14 protein-coding genes and 1 pseudogene are annotated in these 17,772 nt (G+C 66.5%); 9 read left to right on the plus strand and 6 right to left on the minus strand.

The genetic code is table 11. The annotated features are described in order from the left end of the window. Positions 1-177 precede the first annotated feature (177 nt). Together AC13GF_RS15265 and AC13GF_RS15270 are read left to right on the plus strand one after the other, a co-directional pair. Positions 178-1,824 (plus strand): annotated as a pseudogene (locus AC13GF_RS15265) (ABC1 kinase family protein); the annotation flags it as partial. Positions 1,825-2,068: 244 nt separating this feature from the next. Continuing rightward, the gene (locus AC13GF_RS15270; protein WP_483005173.1) at positions 2,069-4,174 is read left to right on the plus strand and encodes a phosphoglycerol transferase I; all 2,106 of its coding nucleotides are present in this window, start codon (positions 2,069-2,071) and stop codon (positions 4,172-4,174) included. Positions 4,175-4,706: 532 nt separating this feature from the next. Here AC13GF_RS15270 and AC13GF_RS15275 read toward each other — a convergent pair. Further along, a complete protein-coding gene (locus AC13GF_RS15275) occupies positions 4,707-7,076 on the minus strand; it encodes a DUF3772 domain-containing protein (RefSeq protein WP_483005174.1) in 2,370 nt (789 codons plus the stop codon). A gap of 147 nt (positions 7,077-7,223) precedes the next feature. Further along, positions 7,224-7,472, minus strand: a complete 249-nt coding sequence (locus AC13GF_RS15280) for a hypothetical protein (protein WP_049422925.1) — start codon at positions 7,470-7,472, stop codon at positions 7,224-7,226. A gap of 182 nt (positions 7,473-7,654) precedes the next feature. On the opposite strand from AC13GF_RS15280, the gene AC13GF_RS15285 reads away from it, so the two are divergent. The 3 genes from AC13GF_RS15285 to AC13GF_RS15295 all read left to right on the plus strand — a co-directional run bounded on the left by AC13GF_RS15285 (position 7,655) and on the right by AC13GF_RS15295 (position 9,980). Further along, positions 7,655-8,149 (plus strand): lipocalin family protein, encoded by a 495-nt coding sequence (locus AC13GF_RS15285; protein ID WP_483005175.1) that lies wholly within the window; start codon positions 7,655-7,657, stop codon positions 8,147-8,149. Between the two features lie 13 nt (positions 8,150-8,162). Next, positions 8,163-9,371, plus strand: a complete 1,209-nt coding sequence (locus AC13GF_RS15290; RefSeq protein WP_483005176.1) for an NAD(P)/FAD-dependent oxidoreductase — start codon at positions 8,163-8,165, stop codon at positions 9,369-9,371. A gap of 126 nt (positions 9,372-9,497) precedes the next feature. Beyond that, the gene (locus tag AC13GF_RS15295) at positions 9,498-9,980 is read left to right on the plus strand and encodes a hypothetical protein (RefSeq protein ID WP_005411364.1); all 483 of its coding nucleotides are present in this window, start codon (positions 9,498-9,500) and stop codon (positions 9,978-9,980) included. Positions 9,981-10,125: 145 nt separating this feature from the next. Here the strand turns inward: AC13GF_RS15295 and AC13GF_RS15300 are convergent, their stop codons facing one another. Then, positions 10,126-10,560: a PepSY domain-containing protein gene (locus AC13GF_RS15300; RefSeq protein ID WP_483005177.1), complete on the minus strand. Its 435-nt coding sequence runs from the start codon at positions 10,558-10,560 to the stop codon at positions 10,126-10,128. Between the two features lie 151 nt (positions 10,561-10,711). On the opposite strand from AC13GF_RS15300, the gene AC13GF_RS15305 reads away from it, so the two are divergent. From AC13GF_RS15305 to AC13GF_RS15315, 3 genes are read left to right on the plus strand one after another with little or no spacing between them, the layout of a single operon-like run. Beyond that, positions 10,712-11,002 carry a PepSY domain-containing protein gene (locus tag AC13GF_RS15305; protein ID WP_483005178.1) on the plus strand — a complete coding sequence of 97 codons (291 nt, stop codon included), beginning with the start codon at positions 10,712-10,714 and terminating at the stop codon, positions 11,000-11,002. Next, positions 11,002-11,661: a response regulator transcription factor gene (locus AC13GF_RS15310; protein WP_154264680.1), complete on the plus strand. Its 660-nt coding sequence runs from the start codon at positions 11,002-11,004 to the stop codon at positions 11,659-11,661. The genes AC13GF_RS15305 and AC13GF_RS15310 overlap by 1 nt, the downstream gene beginning before the upstream one ends. Further along, positions 11,658-12,977 carry a sensor histidine kinase gene (locus AC13GF_RS15315; protein ID WP_483005179.1) on the plus strand — a complete coding sequence of 440 codons (1,320 nt, stop codon included), beginning with the start codon at positions 11,658-11,660 and terminating at the stop codon, positions 12,975-12,977. The genes AC13GF_RS15310 and AC13GF_RS15315 overlap by 4 nt, the downstream gene beginning before the upstream one ends. A 259-nt stretch (positions 12,978-13,236) precedes the next feature. On the opposite strand, the gene AC13GF_RS15320 is transcribed toward AC13GF_RS15315, so the two are convergent. Both AC13GF_RS15320 and speA read right to left on the minus strand, forming a co-directional pair. Beyond that, positions 13,237-13,557, minus strand: a complete 321-nt coding sequence (locus tag AC13GF_RS15320; RefSeq protein ID WP_005411369.1) for a DUF6122 family protein — start codon at positions 13,555-13,557, stop codon at positions 13,237-13,239. A gap of 37 nt (positions 13,558-13,594) precedes the next feature. Further along, positions 13,595-15,484: an arginine decarboxylase gene (gene speA / locus AC13GF_RS15325; RefSeq protein WP_012512349.1), complete on the minus strand. Its 1,890-nt coding sequence runs from the start codon at positions 15,482-15,484 to the stop codon at positions 13,595-13,597. A 191-nt stretch (positions 15,485-15,675) separates the two neighbouring features. On the opposite strand from speA, the gene speE reads away from it, so the two are divergent. After that, entirely contained in the window at positions 15,676-16,527 is an 852-nt protein-coding gene (gene speE / locus AC13GF_RS15330; protein WP_049403786.1) for a polyamine aminopropyltransferase, read from the plus strand. 118 nt (positions 16,528-16,645) lie between these two features. On the opposite strand, the gene AC13GF_RS15335 is transcribed toward speE, so the two are convergent. Continuing rightward, the gene (locus tag AC13GF_RS15335) at positions 16,646-17,551 is read right to left on the minus strand and encodes an aspartyl/asparaginyl beta-hydroxylase domain-containing protein (RefSeq protein WP_026347202.1); all 906 of its coding nucleotides are present in this window, start codon (positions 17,549-17,551) and stop codon (positions 16,646-16,648) included. Between the last annotated feature and the right edge of the window lie 221 nt (positions 17,552-17,772).

Below are 17,772 nucleotides of genomic sequence, written 5' to 3' on the forward strand. Positions count from 1 at the left end.
CTGACCGATACCGGGGCGGCTGCGGAAGCGGTCGGATTCACCGCGTGCCCACCGCCCCCCGGCGACACTGCGGAATCCGGACATTGCCGGCCAGCGGCCGGCACGACCGTCTTTGCCGCATGGGAGTTCCGCTTGAGCAATCCGCCCACCGCCAATGGCAATCCCCCGCTGGTCAAAGGCATGAACCGGCGCAGCCAGATCCTGCGCCTGCTGATGCGCTACCGCCATTCGGGCGTGTTCTCGGGCATGAACCTGGATGCCGCCAGCAACCAGGCCGACGTCCCCGCCGACGGCAACCCGGAGCAGTTCGTCAGCGACCTGGAAGCGCTGGGGCCGACCTTCGTCAAACTGGGCCAGATGCTGTCCACCCGTCCGGACATGGTGCCGGTGGAGTTCGCCACGGCGCTGGAGCGCATGCAGGAAAAGGTGGCCGAGATTCCGGTCGAGCGCATCCATGCCATCGTCGAGCAGGAACTGGGCGCCCCGGTGAACAAGCTGTTCGCCGCGTTCGATCCCGAGCCGCTGGGTTGTGCGTCGATCGCGCAGGTGCATCGCGCGGTGCTGCACGATGGCCGCGAGGTGGCGGTGAAGGTGCAGAAGCCTGAAGTGGCTGCACAACTGCGCTCGGATCTGGAGGCGCTGCGCAGCTTCGCGCTGGCCGCCGACCACCTGACCCAGGTGGGCCGCCGCGTGCGCCTGCGCGACTGGCTCAACGAGTTCGCCAAGACCCTGATGCAGGAGCTGGACTATCACGCCGAGGCCGAGAACCTGGCCCGTTTCGGCCGACACCTGAAGCCGTTCCGCCGCCTGTGGATTCCGCAGCCGCTGTGGGATTACAGCAGCCAGCGCGTACTGACCATGGAACTGGCCACCGGCGTGCGCGTGGATGCGATTCCCGATGTGCGCCGCACCGAGCAATCGATGGACCCGCTGGCGGCGGCGCTGATCCGCGGCTACCTGGACCAGATCTTCGTGCATGGCGAGATCCATGCGGACCCGCATCCCGGCAACCTGCGGGTGATGCCCGATGGACGGCTGGCGATCTTCGACCTGGGCATGGTCGCGCACATGCCGCCGCGCCTGCGCGAGCGCCTGCTGAAGATCCTGTTCGCCGCGGTCGATGGCCGCGGCGAGGAAGTGGCCGATGACCTGATCAGCATCAGCACGCGGCTGGAGGCGTTCGACGAAGAGCGCTACCTGCGCGAGACCGGCCAGCTGATCGCGCGCTACGCCGCCAGCGGCAGCTTCTCGGAAGGCCGCGTGGTGCTGGACATGGTGCGCATCGCCACCGCCTGCGGCCTGCGCACACCGCCGGAACTGAGCCTGCTCGGCAAGGCCCTGCTCAACCTGGAAACCGTATGCCGCTTGCTGGCACCGGACCTGGATACCCGCCGCATCGTCGAGCGCCAGCTGCAGCACGTGATGCGCGCGCGCCTGAAGAAATCGTTGTCTGCCGCCAACCTCGCCAGCGAGGCAATGGAGCTGCAGCAGCTGCTGCGCGATGGGCCGCGCAAGCTGTCGGACATCATGGCGCTGCTAGCCGAGAACCGCCTGCAGATGAAGGTGACCGGCCTGGAAGAATCGCGGTTGATGGAAAACCTGCAGAAGATCGCCAACCGCGTGGCGGCCGGCATCATCAGTGCGGCATTGATCATGGCTGCGGCAATGATGATGAAGATCGACACTGGCTGGCATCTGTTCGGCTACCCGCTCATTGCCCTGATTCTGTTGTTCATCGGCGTGGTGCTCGGCCTTGGCATCGTGACCAGTGCATTGCTGTTCGACCGTCGCGCGCGGGCACGCGAAGAACGCGGGCATCGCTAGCGCGTCAGCGAAAACACCCGTATTCATGCGGTTTTTAATGCAATCCAACGAACCATTTCACGCTCGTTTTACCTTCTGAGCGCGATTTCGCGCGCGTCATTTCAACAAACATTTCAGTCAGGTTCGTGCATGCACTATCGGGTCATCGGCCTGTCATGTGCATGTGCTTGTGGCAGCGTCGGTCGGATGGACACGCGTCGGTACGACGTCCATCACCACCACCCCGTCACTGCCGAAGCTGCCTATGCTCTGGATACTGCTGCTGTCGTTGTTGCTGCTGTGCTGGCTGTTCCTCGCGTCCAACAAGTGGGTGTGGTGGAAGGCCAGCGCATTCTCGCTGCTGCTGCTCATGCTCAGCGCGTGGTGGCTGATCGACAAGCTGTCCGGTGATGGGCTCAACGCTGCAACCCTGTACCACCTCGGCGCCGACATGGAAGGCGCCGGTGTCTCCGACTTCAAGGGCTACATCGCCGGCTTCATCGTACTGGCGCTGGTCTCGCTGCTGCCGCTGTTCGCCACGCGGGTGAAGCGCTGGCGCCGGCCCGGCCACGGTGGCGTGTTGTTCGCCGGGTTCGCGGCCGTGTGGGTGGCCACGATCATGATCAGCCCGCTGGCCCGCGACGGCCAGCGCCTCTACCAGCAGCTGCGTCCGGTCGACTTCGCCCGCATCGCCCCCGAGTACCAGGTGCCGACACAGCCGCTGCAACGTCCGCGCAACATCGTCTGGATCTATGGCGAAAGCCTGGAGCGCACCTACCTGGACGAGAACGTGTTCCCGGGCCTGATGCCCAATCTCAACCGCCTGGCCACGAAGTCGCTGGACGTACGCGGGCTGGCCTCGGCCGAAGGCAGCGGCTGGACCATCGCCGGCCTGGTGTCGTCGATGTGCGGCGTGCCGCTGACCACCTCGCAGGGCGATGAGAACAGCATGGACCGCATGGGCAGCTTCCTGCCCAAGGCGGTGTGCCTGGGCGACTACCTGAAGCAGCAGGGCTACACCAATCATTATCTTGGCGGTGCCAACGGCCAGTTCGCCGGCAAGGGCCAGTTCCTGGCCAGCCACGGTTTCGATGAAGTGCACGACCTGGCGTGGTTCAAGCAGCAGAAGAAGATCGGCCGCATCCACTACTCGGCCTGGGGCGTGCACGACGACGTGCTGCTGGATACCGCCTACCAGCGCTTCGAACAACTTTCGCGCGCCGGCTCGCCGTTCATGCTGACCACACTGACCATGGACACCCACCACCCGGCGGGCCACCTTCCGGTGTCGTGCAAGGGTGAGCGCTACCAGAGCCAGTACGGCAACATCAACATGCTCAACGCGCTCAAGTGCAGCGACCGGCTGATCTCGCAGCTGGTGCAGCGCATCCAGGCCAGCCCGTACGGCAAGGACACGCTGATCGTGATCGCCTCCGACCACCTGGCGATGCCCAACGATCTGACCCACATCCTGACCCGGCAGAAGCGCGAGAACCTGCTGCTGTTCCTGGGCGATGGCATTGCCCCGCAGCAGCTCAGCGCCGACGCCGGCACCACCCTGGATTCGGGTGCGACCCTGCTCAGCCTGCTGGACCCGAACCTGAAGACGATGGGCTTTGGCCGTTCGCTGATCGATACCCAGCGCGCGCCCAGCGCCAGCGTGGCCACCCAGCGCGACGGCGGCCGCGATTACCCGCAGTACCTCGCCTTCGCCCGTTCGCTATGGCTGGGCGAACCGACCCGCGAGCTGAAGATCGATGGCGACGACCAGGTGGTGGTCGGCCTGCAGCACGTACAGCCACCGGTGCTGTTGGAGTACGACAAGGACTGGGGCTTGATGTCGGTGTACCTGGAAAACACCTCGCGCCAGTTCGATGATGCCAACCCGGACAACACCCTGGCCTACGTCGACCGTTGCACCGCATTCGAGGACGGCTCGGCCGACGGCGACTGGTGCGCCCTGCTGGTCAACCGCGACAACGGCATCAAGCTCTACCGCGACAACGACCTGCGCGGCGGCATCGCGGTGGATGCACCGCTGGACGCATTCCAGGGCCCGCGCCCGAGCGTACGCCAGGCGCACATGATCACCCAGAAGGGCCGCCGTACCCGCGCTGGCCAGTACATGCTGCAGCTGGTGGCGAGCACGCGCCCGGATCGCGGCTTCTGGATCGAAGCGGTGTCCTCGCAGCGCAAGGTGGTGCTGGCTCAGCAGTGGGTGCAGCCCGATGCCAACGGCAAGATCAACGTGTCGTTCGGGCTGGACCACGAAGTGGATGATCTGGAGATCCGCGCGTGGTTGAACCATGCCGAGAAGCTGGCAGTGGATACGTTCGCACTGGTGCCCTCGCGCAGCCGACCGCGGGGGTAGGGTTCTTTGCAGGGCTGCGCCCTGCACCCGCTACGAGCAGAAGCAAAGGCAAAGGCAAAGGCAACGGCAACGGCGTGCATTCCGTGGAATGGCGGGGCGGTGCCGGAGTGCGGGGACGCCGCAAGTACGTCCCTGTAGGCTTGGCAGCCGCATCCATGCGGCTGACACCCCGCACTCCGACACCGCCCCACCTCTGACAGATTTCGTGTGCTGTTGGTGGGTGTCGACCTTGGTCGACACAATCTGTCAGATATCGAAAATCAAAATGGGGTCAGATCCGTTTTCCTCCGGAAAACGGATCTGACCCCAAAAGCAACTCCAACAGGTCGCAGAAATCTGTCGAAGGCGGGGCGGGTCCGGTTGCGGGGGTGTCAGCCGCATGGATGCGGCTGCCAAGCCTCCACGGACGGATTCACGGCGTCCCCCGCAACCGGACCCGCCCCGCCATCCCACAGGAATCCAGCTTTTGCTTCGGCTGTTGCCGTTGCTCCGGCTCGTAGCAGGTGCAGGGCGCAGCCCTGCAAAACAACCCCTACTCCTGCGGATCGCGGGTGATGTGGATATCGGTCGGGGTCGACAGCGGGATGTTCCGCTCGGCGAGGATCTGCAGCAGGCTGAAGTACAGATCGCTGCGGGTGGCGTAGACCTGCCGCGGGCTGGCCACGTACGCAAAGCTGTTGATGGTGATCTGGCCACCAGCAATGCTGTCGATGTAGACCGTCGGCGCCGGCTGCTTCAGCACGTTGGTGTGCGCGGTGTACGCATCCAGCAGCGCTTGGCGCAGGTTGCCTACATCGGTGCTGGGCGGCACCGCGAACTGGATCTGGATGCGGCCCTGGTTGTTGCCCATCGTCATGTTGCGGATGGTCTTGGTGATCAGCTCGGAGTTGGGCACGATCAGCGTCGACTTGTCGCCGACCTGGATCTCGGTCGAACGCACGTTGATGCGGCGGATGTCGCCTTCCTGGTCACCCAGCTTCACCCAGTCGCCGATCTTCACCGGACGCTCGGCCAGCAGGATCAGGCCGGAGACGAAGTTCTGGATGATCGCCTGCAGGCCGAAACCGATACCCACTGACAAGGCGCTGACCAGCAGCGCCAGGTTCTTCAGGTTCAGGCCCATCGCGGTCAGCGCCCACAGCCCCACCAGGATGATGCCGACGTAGCCAGCAATCGTGCTGATCGAGTTGCGGGCGCCGAGATCCAGCTCGGTCTTGGGCAGATAGGTGTCGGTCAGCCAGCGCTGCAACAGCTGAGTCAGCCCCATGCCCACCAGCAGCACCAGCACGCCGGTGACGATACGGCCGGGTTGTAGCGTCAGGTCCTTGTTGATCTCGATGCCGTTGGCCAGCGAGGCGATGCGTTCGACGATCGTGCCGACGTTGCCGAACGGTGCGGCCAGGGCCAGCAGCGCGACCAGCACCACCAGCGTGCGCAACATCGCAGACAGCAGAACACCCGCCTGCTCCAGCCTCGACACGCTCAGGCCAGTGCTGAGCAGGATGGTCTGGCCGACCTTGCTGTCCGCGTTGAGCAGCCACGTGCTGAAGTCATCGACGAACTTGAACAACAGCATCGCGGCCATCACCACAATGCTGCCGCCGATCAGCTGCTGGTTCACGAACTTGGCGAAATTCACGTAGCCCAGCAGGGTGGCGATGATCGCAGCCACCACCGCGATGTTGCCCGCCACGCGCGCCAGCACCAACCAGCTGCTGCGCCGCACCGGCGTGCTCGCCGTCAGCCCGTCGGCCTGTGCCTCCAGCTTGGCCTCGGCCTCGGCGGTCTGCCGTCGGTGCAGGCGCGCCAGCGTCACCAGCATCGCCATGATCAGACCCAGGTAGGTCAGCGCGATCACTCCGTCCAGCGCCACCGTGGTGACGTCGCTGGTGCGCGTGGCCTGATCGAGGGCGACCAGCACCGTACTCAACCAGGCCAGCGCTGCGGCGCCCCACGCATATTTGCGCAGCTTCAGCGCGGCGGTGTCATCCAGGTTCAACAACCGCCACGACGGGCGATTGGGCACCAGCAAGCAGGCGCTGAGCGCGGCGATGAACGCAGCGGCGAAGGTCGCCTGCTGCACGCCGTCGGCCACGTTCTGCAGGCGCGGGGCGATCGCATCGACGGCGTTGAGCGAGGCAATGAACACCACCACGGCATAGCCGGGCAGCAGCGTACCGACCAGCAACAACCACATGGCCAGGCCGGAGCGGCGCAGGCGACCGTCCGGCGCGCGCTCGGAGGCTGCGAACCCGCGACCCAGCCTACGCAGCCACAGCCGCAGCGGGAACATCATCACCAACGCGGCGATCAGGCCCAGCAACGGCGTGCCCCAGCCATTGGCCCGGACGCCGGCGACGAACGTATCGCGCCCCTGCTCGGCCAACGGCGCGACGCGTGCGATATCGATCGGCAGGCGCTCGGCAACCTTGCTCCACAGTGCCGGAGACAACGGCGAGGCGACCTTCTTCCCCATGTCTTCGGCGCGTTGTGCAGTGCGCTGCTGGTCGATGTCGGTTGCCAGCTGCTGGGCACGCACGGCACTGGTCTTGGCCTGCGCCACTGAAGCGGCCAGGCCATCGCGCTGCTTGTTGATGGTGCGCCGTTGCGCCGCCAGTTCGGGCGGCTCGGTGGTGCCCTCGGCAGGCGTGCCCAGCTGCGCCAGTTGTTCGTCGAAGCGAACCAGCTGTGGCTGCAGCTCCTTTTCCAGTGCCTCAGCGTCACGCCGCGCCTGCGAGGCATTCTCGGACAGCATCGCCAGCGTCTCGATGGCTTCAGCATCGCCGCGCTTGCGATCGATCTCCTTCAGCCTGGAATCGATATCCGCCAGCTGCTGCTTTGGCGTAGGGGCCTCATCCTGTGCCAGCACCGGCGCGGACAGCAGGAGGGCGGCGCACAGCATCAGGACCCACCAGGGCCCCCGTGCACGGATCGATCGCAGGAAAGAAGACAAGCCAGCCACACCGGTTCGCGCGGACCACCGCGCCTGCGCGCGACTATACGGCAGAGGCGGTAAAGGGCGGATCGGCGGCCCTGGCAGCGTCGAGCATCAGTACTTCAGGCGCAGCTCTTCCACAGCCGGCTGCTGCAGCGCGTACCAGTCCTGGAACTCTTCCTCGGTGATCTCATCGGGCGCGTACACCGCCACCGGGTGCCAGTCGTGGTCGGTCGGCAGCGGCTGGCGCGGGCCGGCACGCAGGCTGTAGGCCACGCCTTCATAGTCGACCAGATCATCGACCTGCGGCCACTGTTCGCGTGCGAACGCGGATTCACTCTTCAACAGGATCACCTGGTACATCGGCACCTCCACCTCGGTTGGATCAGGAAAACACGGCGCTGGCTGCAGGATACCGCCACGCCGGTGACAACGGGCACTCCGCCGGGGCGACGGAACGTTCTGGACACGGCCATCGCCCCGGCTTCACCCGCCCATGGCAAGGCCATCGGCATCGTGGAGGCCCACCCCTGCCACGATGACCGATGACCGAGCACCCGCCGCTGAAGACCGTTGCCGACCTCAAGCTGCCCCGCTACCTGGGCACCTGGTACGAGATCGCGCGCCTGCCGATGCGCCATGAACCGGAAGGCTGCACCGACGTGTCGGCGCACTACACCCTGCTCGACAACGGCAACGTCGGCGTCACCAACCGCTGCCGTATGGATGGCGAGGTCGAGGAGGCCAACGGCGAGGCCTGCGCCGTCGACAATGACAGCGCGCGCCTGGAGGTGAGCTTCCTGCCCAAGGGCCTGCGCTGGTTGCCGTTCGCCAAGGGCGACTACTGGGTGATCCAGGTCGCTCCGGACTACAGCGTGGCGCTGGTTGGCAGCCCGGACCGCAAGTACCTGTGGCTGCTGGCCCGCGAACCGCAGCTGGACGCCACCGTGCAGGACCATTATCTGGCCACCGCCCGCCTGCAGGGCTTCGATCTGTCCGAACTTATCCAGACCCCGCACACCGGCCGTCCCACCGCCTGAGCAGCACACGGCCATGGACCTGAAAAGCGGCTACCCGTGGTGGGCGGTACGCAATGGATTGATCCAGGCGTTCCCGCCGCTGGAGAACGACCTGCGCTGCGACGTGCTGGTGGTGGGCGGCGGCATCACCGGTGCGCTGATTGCCGACGAACTGTCCCGGCATGGCCACGACGCGGCAGTGATCGAGCAGCGCGACATCGGCTGGGGCAGCACCGCTGCCAGCACCGCGCTGCTGCAGTACGAGATCGATACCCACCTGCTGGAACTGGCCCAGCGCCATGGCGAGGACGCCGCTGCACTGGCTTACCGGGCCTGTGCGGAGGCGATTCCGGCGCTGGGCGAGGTCGCTCGCGGCCTGAAAGACGTGGATTTCCTGCGCATGGACAGCCTGTACCTGGCCAGCCGCCATCGCGACGTGCCGCGCCTGATGGCCGAAGGTGAGGCGCGGCGCAGCATCGGCCTGGATGCCCGCTGGCTGGGCCCGGAGGCACTGCAGGAACGCTTCGACGTGAATGCCGGTGGTGCCCTGCTCACGCGCCAGGCGGCGCGGGTCGATCCCTATCGGCTGACCTATGCGCTGCTGCAGCGCGTGCGCCGGCGCGGCGGCAATGTGTATGACCGCACGGTGCTGCACACGCTCACACCCACCGCACGCGGCGTGAGCGCCCTCACCGAGGGCGGCGCCACGATCCATGCCCGCCACGCGGTGCTGGCAATGGGCTATGCCAACCAGCGCTGGCTCAAGCAACGGGTCGCACGCAACCGCAGCAGCTACGCCTTCATCACCGATCCCATCGATGCGGACGTGCTCGGCCGGCTGCGCAACACGATGGTGTGGGAAAGCGCCCGCCCCTACCTGTACCTGCGCGCCACCGGCGAGCGTCGCCTGCTGGTGGGCGGGCTGGACGACGCCATCGACATCCCCGCCCGCCGCGACCGGCGCGTAGAGCGCAAGGCCGACACGCTGATGAAACAGCTGCTGCATTGGTTCCCACGGCTGGACCCGGTGCCGGCGTTTTCCTGGGCCGGCACCTTCGCCGAAACGGCGGACGGCCTGCCATTCTTCGGCCCGCACGATCAGTGGGGCCCGCGGGTGCATTTCGCCATGGCCTACGGCGGCAACGGCATCACCTATTCAATGATCGGCGCGCAGCTGCTGCGGGCCCGGATCGAACGGCGCAAGCATCCGCTGGCGGGGCTGTTCGGGTTCGGACGGTTGTAGCGTGCAGCCAGGCATGGCCTGGCTCTACCGCAAGCGGGCGCCGACAGGCATCATTCAAGCAACCCCTGCTAGCGTCGGCCTGTACCGCCGCGTGTTGCGTGGCCACCTGTCCGCTGGAGCGCCGTCATGATCCGCCCCCTGACCCTGCTGCTGTGCCTGGCCCTGCCGGGAACCGTGCTGGCCCAGTCCGCTGCCGGCGCCACCGCGCCGCAGGCTGCCGGCCTGGACCTGACGCTGCCGCAGGCGCCGATGCGCTACCTCAACGACCCGGCCCTGCAGCAGGACCCGCCGGGCACGTACTACGGTGACAAGAGCGGCCCGCGCGTGCACGACGACGCGAAGATCGCCGACGTCACCGACGACAAGGTCAAGGTGTCCGGCAGCTTCACCACCGGCATCGGCTATTCCAAGAACGGTGGCAACAGCCACTACAACGCCGCCACGCTGAACCTGAGCAAGAACTACACCACCGATGAGGGCAAGACCCACGGGGTCAACGTCAACATCCACGTGAGCGAAGGCAAGGGCCCGGGCTTCTTCGGCCCGTATGGCGGCTACTACGGCCGCGGCCCGGGTTACTGGGATTACCCGCCGCCGTTTGGCTGGTAAGCCCCGCGTCGGGCCGACCAAGGTCGGCCACTACCGCTGCGTACGCTTGGTAGGTGTCGACCTTGCATGTGCCGGTGGGTGTGGACCTTGGTCGACACGCTTTGCGCTTCGCGCCGACCAAGGTCGGCGCCCACCATAGCCGGCGTCAATCCAGCCAGCCATCGCGCTCGCTGTGCAGGATGCGGCCGTCATAGCCGCTCAGGCGCACTTCCACCTTCTGGTTGCGGGCATTGCGGGCTTCCAGCGACCAGGTCGCACCATCGCGTTCCAGCGAATGGATCTCGCGCAGGCCATGCGCCTGTGCACGTGCCAGTACCTGCTCGGTGGTCAACAGCGCGCGGCTGCTGTGCTCATCGAAGATCTCGCCGGTCTTCGGGTCTACGTAGACCTCGCTGAAGCGGCCATCGGCGCGGCTCACGTCGGCCTCCCACAGGCCATCATCGCGTTCGATCTCGTGGATCTGGGTGTAGCCGGCCTTGCGCAGGGTCTGTTCAACCTGGGCCATGCCCAGCGGCGCGGCCTGTACGGCCGGCGCGATGACCAGCAGAGCAACAGTGGCGAGGGTGAGCGACTTCAACATGGGGGTTCTCCTGTTCGTGTTCGTGGCCGGACCATCCCGGCAACGCCACAATGCACCCCGTGGTTAACAGCTCCTTAGCCGGCACTGTTAGCCAGCTGTTAGTCACCCCCGCCACACTCACGCCTGTTCCTACAGCCCTCCCTGCGCCCCGATGCTCGCCACCCTGCCCCTGCTGCTGGCCATGGCCAACGCCCCGACCGCCGCCGCGCCCGTACAGGACCCGGCGCAGCAGGTCGCGCGCCGCGCCGTGCAGCAGGGCCGCTACGTACCCTTGGAAAGCGTGGTGCGCGATGCACTCAAGCGCTTTCCGGGCCAACTGCTGGAAGTGGAGCTGGACGACGGCGTCTACGAAGTGGAGATCCTGCGCGGCGACGGCGTGGTGGTGGAGCTGGACTATGATGCGCGCAGCGGAAAGCTGCTGAAGACGGAGCTCGACGACTGATGCGCATCCTGTTGGCCGAAGACGATGCCGCACTGGCACAGCGCCTGGTGCCCCTGCTGGAACAGGCCGGCTACGTGGTGCACGTGGTCGCCGACGGCCGCCAGGCCGAGGAGATCGGCCAGATCGAAGACCTGCAGGCCGCCATCGTCGATCTCGGCCTGCCCGGACTGGATGGCCTGAGCGTGATCGAGCGCTGGCGTGGCAACGGCCGGGGGTTTCCGGTGCTGGTACTGACTGCACGTGGACGCTGGCACGACAAGCTGGCCGGCTTCGACGCCGGCGCCGACGATTACCTGACCAAACCGTTCCAGGCCGACGAACTGGTGCTGCGGCTGCGCGCCCTGATCCGTCGCAGCCATGGCCACGCCAGCCCGCGCCTGCACTGCGGCCCGCTGCAGCTGGACGTCAACGCCGGCCGCTTCGAGCTGGACGGCCAAGCGCTGTCGCTCAGCCCGCAGGAGTTCCGCCTGCTCAGTTACTTCATCCACCACAGCGGCCAGGTGATCGGCCGCGACCGCCTGGGCGAACAGGTGTTTGACGGCGGCCACGACCCGGACTCCAACGCGCTGGACGTGCTGCTGGGTCGGGTGCGCCGCAAGCTCGGCATCGATCTGATCCAGACCGTGCGCGGCCAGGGCTGGCGGCTGGCCGCGCCATGAGCCGGCAGCCCTCGCTGCGACGGCGCCTGCTGCTGGCTGGCGGCGCCGGCCTGCTGCTGGTTTCGCTGCTGGCCAGCGCGCTGCTGGGCGAACTGTTCAAACGCAGCGCGCGTGACCGCCTCGACCACGAACTGCAGCAGGACATGCTGACCCTGCTGGCGCAGGCCGAAGTGGACCCGGAAGGACAGCTGCGCCTGCGCCAGGAACCGAATGACGCGCGCTTCCAGCGCGTGTTCTCCGGTGCCTATTGGCAGATTGCCGGTGCCGATGGCCGCGTGCTGCTGCAGTCGCGCTCGCTGTGGGATGAAACCCTGCCAACCGCGGCCACAGGTGCGGCCACGCGCAATCTGGCCGGACCACTGCAGCAATCCCTGCGTGCACGCGTGCAGGAGGTTCGCCTGCCACGCGCCAGCGAACCGTTCGTGGCCGCGGTCGCCACCGATCGCAGCGCGCTGGATGCGGATGTCGCCGCATTCCGCAGGCGCACCGCCATCGCGCTGGGTGTGCTGGTCGCGGCCTGGCTGGCGGTGCTGGCCAGCCAGGTGCACTTCGGATTGCGTCCGCTGCACCGCCTCGGTGCACAGCTGGAACGGGTTCGGCGCGGCGATGCGCAGCGCATCGAGACGCAGGGACTTGGGGCGGAGGTCGCGCCACTGGGCGAAGAACTCAACGCGCTGCTGGACCACCAGCAACGCATGGTCGCGCGCGCGCGCACCAGTGCACAGGATCTGGCGCATGCGCTGAAGACCCCACTGAGCGTATTGGCCACCGAGGCTGACGGCGACGGCGCGCACTGGCGTGCCACCGTGCGCGAGCAGAGTGCGCGCATGCAGGCCAGTGTCGACCGCTACCTGGCCGCAGGGTTGGCCGCAGACCATCGCCAGCGCACCGACGTGGCGGCCGTCGCACAGGCGATGTGCCGGCTGATGGCACGCGTGCATGGCGAACGTGGCGTCACGTTCACGGCGGCAGGCATCGATCCGGCGCTGCAGTTCGCCGGTGCCAGTGCGGATCTGGAAGAGATGCTGGGCAACCTGTTGGACAACGCCGGGCGCTGGGCGCAACAGCAGGTGACTGTCGAAGCGGAAGCCCGCGACGGGCAGTTGCGCATCGAAGTGCGTGATGACGGGCCGGGCCTGGCCGCGGAGTCACTGTCACAGGTCACACAGCGCGGCGTGCGGCTGGATGAGCGCGAGGGCAGCAGTGGCCTGGGCCTGGCCATCGTGGGCGATATCGCCGCCAGTTATGGCGGGCGCTTTGCGTTGGAGAATGCGCAGCCCGGCCTGCGTGCAACGTTGTGGTTGCCGGTGGCGTGAAGCGGCCAACCTAACGGTGGGTAGTGCCGGCCGCTGGCCGGCAACCACGTGGTCACCGGCAACGCCCCGCGGAAGCCGGCCAGCGGCCGGCTCTACCAAGCGCCAATCCGACCGATCGCCGTGCACCCGGTAGGTGTCGACCTTGGTCGACACGCATCAAAAGCGCCGACCAAGGTCGGCATCCACCAGAGCAGTCCGTCAGTTCCGTCCGCCATCGTGCACCCGGTAGGTGTCGACCTTAGTCGACACGCACCAAGCATCAACGGTGATGCATCCACCAGCAATCAATCGCGTCCAGCACGATGTGGATGATCAAACCGATGCCGAACAACCGCGTTTTCTTCGGCACGCACAGCCCGGCGTAGACCGCGATGGCCGGTGCGGTGTGCAGCGGGTGGAAACCGATGCTGCAGCGGTTCGGTGCATAGATCGGATCGGCCAGCAGATGATCCAGATCGATGATCCAGCCCAGCAGCATCAGCAACCACGCCGAGGCAAAGCGCTTGCGCCAGAACAGCCATGCCAGCAGGGCTGGCACGGCGGCATGCAGGAACAGATGGAAGATCGCGCGTGCGCTCATCGGCAACGGTAGCGCCGGGCAAACCCGGCGCCGTCCATCAGACCAGCGGTTCGTCGGACAGGTAGGTGTAACCGGTCAGGCCGGCTTCCAGCGCTTCCGACAACTCCTGCGCGCGTTCCGGCGACAGCTGCGCCTCGGCCACGCGCTGCGCATAGGTCGCACGCAGTTCGTCCAGGCGGTAACCCACGTAATCCAGCATCACGTCGGTGGTGTCACCACGGCGCTGCTGGGTGATCGCGTAGCCATCGGCATCGGCCAGCACTTCCACCGCGTCGGTATCGCCGAACAGGTTATGGATGTCGCCCAGGATTTCCTGGTAGGCGCCGACCATGAAGAAGCCGATGCGGTAGCTCTCGCCCGGCTTCATCTTGTGCAGCGGCAGCGAGCTGTCCAGGCTCTCGTTCTCGACATAGGTTTCCACCATGCCGTCCGAGTCGCAGGTCATGTCGGCGATGATGCCGCGGCGGTCCGGGGTCTCGTCCAGGCGCTCGATCGGCACGATCGGGAACACCTGGTCGATCGCCCACACGTCCGGGATCGATTCGAACACGCTGAAGTTGACGAAGTACTTGTCGACCAGGCGCTCGTTCAGTTCGTCCAGCACCGGGCGATGGCTCTTCTCGTCGTAGCTCAGGCGCGCACGCACGCCGTGGGCGATGGCGTAGAACAGATCGTCGATGCGCGCACGCTGCGGCAGGTCGATCTGGCCCAGCGCGTAGCTGGCCAGGCCTTCGGCATGGAAATGCTGCGCTTCCTGGAACAGTTCCACCGCCGGGCGCACGTCCAGCTCGTCGTGGATCTCGCGCAGGTGGCGGATCGCCGCCGGTTCGTCGTCGTGCTGGTCCGGCACGCGGCCTTCCTGCGCCTCTTCCACCTCCGACACATTGGCGATCAGCACCGCGTGGTGCGCGGTCATCGCACGGCCGCACTCGGTGACGATGCGCGGCGGGGTCAGGCCGAATTCTTCGCAGGCATTGGCCAGCGGCTGCACGATGTTGCTGGCGTAGGAATGCAGGCCGTAGTTGATCGAGCAGAAGCTGCGCGAACGGGTGCCTTCGTAATCCACGCCCAGGCCACCGCCCACATCGACGTGGGTGATCTTCGCGCCCAGGCGCGACAGCTCCACGAAGTAGCGGGTGGCTTCGCGCATGCCGTTGGCGATGTCGCGCACGTTGGAGATCTGCGAGCCCATGTGGAAGTGCAGCAGGTTCAGGCAGTCGGCGTACTCGGTGTCACGCAGCGACTTCCACAGGTCCAGCAGCTGGCGCGGGGACAGGCCGAACTTGGCCTTGTCGCCACCGCTGTTCTGCCACTTGCCGGCGCCCAGCGAGGCCAGGCGCATGCGCACGCCCAGGCCCGGCTTCACGTCCAGCGCCTTGGACTCTTCCAGCACCAGCTTCAGCTCGGACGGCTTCTCGATGACGATGAAGGTCTGCAGGCCCAGCTTGCGGCCGATCAGGGCCAGGCGGATGTACTCGCGGTCCTTGTAACCGTTGCAGACGATCAGGCCACCCGGGCGCGACAGCGCCAGCACGGCCATCAGCTCGGGCTTGCTGCCCGCTTCAAGGCCGAAGCCTTCGCCGTGGTGGCTGGCCAGGGTGCCGGCCACGCCGCGGGTCTGATTGACCTTGATCGGGTACACGGCGGTGTAGCCGCCGCTGTACTCCCAGTCCTGCTGGGCCTGGCCGAAGGCTGCCTGCAGCTTGCCCAGGCGCTGGCCGAGGATGTCCGGGAAGCGCACCAGCAGCGGCAGCTTGGCGCCGGCCGCGCGCGCCGCATCGACCACCTTGGGCAGCGACACCACCGGGCCGTCCGCCCCGGTCGGTCTCACCACCATGTGCCCGGCCTGATCCACGTCGAAGTAACCGTCCGCCCAATGCGGGATCGAGTAGGTCTTGCGGGCTTGGTCGAGGGACCAATCGGTCATTTCAGTCGGCCTTGTTGGCAATAAAAGGGGGGGCATGATAACGCCTATATGCCCACAGGTTCGTTATCATGCGCGCCCGCGCCCGTGACAGGTTCCAACCTGAACGGGCCGATCCGTCCGGATGTGGCATCTGTGCCACGCGGCCCCGCCCGCCAGCCCGGCTCCACCCCTCCGAACAGGACTGTTTTCCAATGACTGACAGCAACAACTGGTACATCGAACACTTCGAGCGCACCGGCTCGGCCATCGGCTACCGCATCACCGGCAAGCTGGACGAGGTGCAGTCGCCGTTCCAGAAGATCGAGATCTTCCAGACCACCGACTGGGGCAACCTGATGACCATCGACGGGGCCATCATGCTGACCAGCAAGGACAACTTCTTCTACCACGAGATGATCAGCCACCCGGTGCTGTTCACCCACGCCGCGCCCAAGCGCGTGGTGATCATCGGTGGCGGCGACTGCGGCACCCTGCGCGAAGTGCTCAAGCACAAGGGCGTGGAGAGCGTGACCCAGTGCGATATCGACGAGCAGGTCACCGTGATGGCGCGCAAGCACTTCCCGGAACTGTGCGATTCCAACGACGACGCCCGCGCCGAGCTGCTGTTCGACGACGGCGTGGCCTACATGGCCAACTGCCCGGCGGGCAGCGTGGACGTGGTGATCGTCGATTCGACCGACCCGGTCGGCCCGGGCGAAGGCCTGTTCAACAAGGCCTTCTACGAGAGCTGCTTCAAGGCCCTGAAGGACGACGGCATCCTGGTGCAGCAGTCCGAGTCGCCGCTGATGCAGCTGGACCTGATCAACGAAATGCGCACCGAGATGGGCAAGGCCGGCTTCGGCTCGTTCAAGACCCTGCCGTTCCCGCAGCCGTGCTACCCCACCGGCTGGTGGAGCGTGACCATGGCGCGCAAGGGCGACAGCAGCTTCGACTTCCGCCAGGCCGACTCGGCCGCCAAGACCTTCAACACCCTGTACTACACCGCCGCGCTGCACACCGGCGTGCTGGTGACCCCGCCGTTCGTGCAGGCTGCACTGAAGTAAGGCGTGCCGACCAACGGTCGGCACCCACCAAGGCAAAAGAAAAACCCGCGCTGGCGACAGCGCGGGTTTTTTCATGTTCCGGTAATGCCGGCCGCTGGCCGGCAACCTCATGCAACGATCAAAGCGCCCAGATACCGGCGATCACCGCCACCACCAGGCCCCACTTGATCAGCTGGTAGGCCACCACGCTGCGCTCGCGCAGCGCCTTGGCCTTCAGGCGCACCTTGTAGACGCTGCCGAACGCCTTGTTGACGCCACCGGTCGGGTCACCCGGCAGGTTCGGCGACGCACCGCCGGCCAGCAACGTGGCCGCCACCGCACGGTTGAACAGGCTCGGCAGGCCGAAACGCAGCGGGCGGGCGATGTCGCAGAACAGGATCACCCGGTCATCGGGCGTCTCGTTGTGCGCGTGGTGGATGTAGGTCTCGTCGAACATCATCCACTCGCCGTCGCGCCAGCTCTTCTTGATGCCGTCCACTTCGATGTAGCAGCCGTCATTGTTGGGCGTGGCCAGGCCCAGGTGCAGGCGCAGCGAACCGGCGAACGGGTCGCGGTGCGGGCGCAGTTCGCTGCCCGACGGCAGCTGCGCGAACATCGCCGCACGCACGTCCGGCAGCGACTCCAGCAACGCCGTGGTCTTCGGGCACATCGCCTTCGCCGACGGGTGCGACGGGCCGTACCACTTCAGGTAGAAGCGCTTCCAGCCACGGCGGAAGAACGAATTGAAGCCGGCATCGTTGAACGTGCTGGAGGCTGCGATCTTCTGTGCATCGCGCAGCGCCAGCGCCTCGTCGCGGATCATCTGCCAGTTCTGGCGCAGCGGCTCCAGCTGCGGGAACTCCTTGGCCGGGTCCAGGAACGGCGTGGTCGGCACCTTCGAGAACATGTACATGACCACGTTGATCGGGGCCATGAAACTGGAATGGTCCAGCAGCTGGCGCGACCAGCGCGCGCGGACCTTGCCACGGAAGTGGATGTACAGCACGCAGGCGACGAACAGCGCTGCAATGACGATTTTGATGATCAAAACACTTTCCTCCAGCCGCAGCCGGAACGGGAATCAGGGCGATGCACGGCCGGACGGCCAGCACCGGTGGGGACCGCGGCAGGGGACGGGGACGTGCCAGGAAGGGGCGGCCGCCGATGTCGCGAATTAACAGCTTATGGTCGGCAGGCCGTGCGTCGGGGTCAAGCCGGGCGTGCGCGGCGTTCAGCGGGCTGCGGATGAACGAACCGATGCGAGGC

Source organism: Stenotrophomonas sp. 22LJNL06-5-1 (assembly GCF_056861455.1).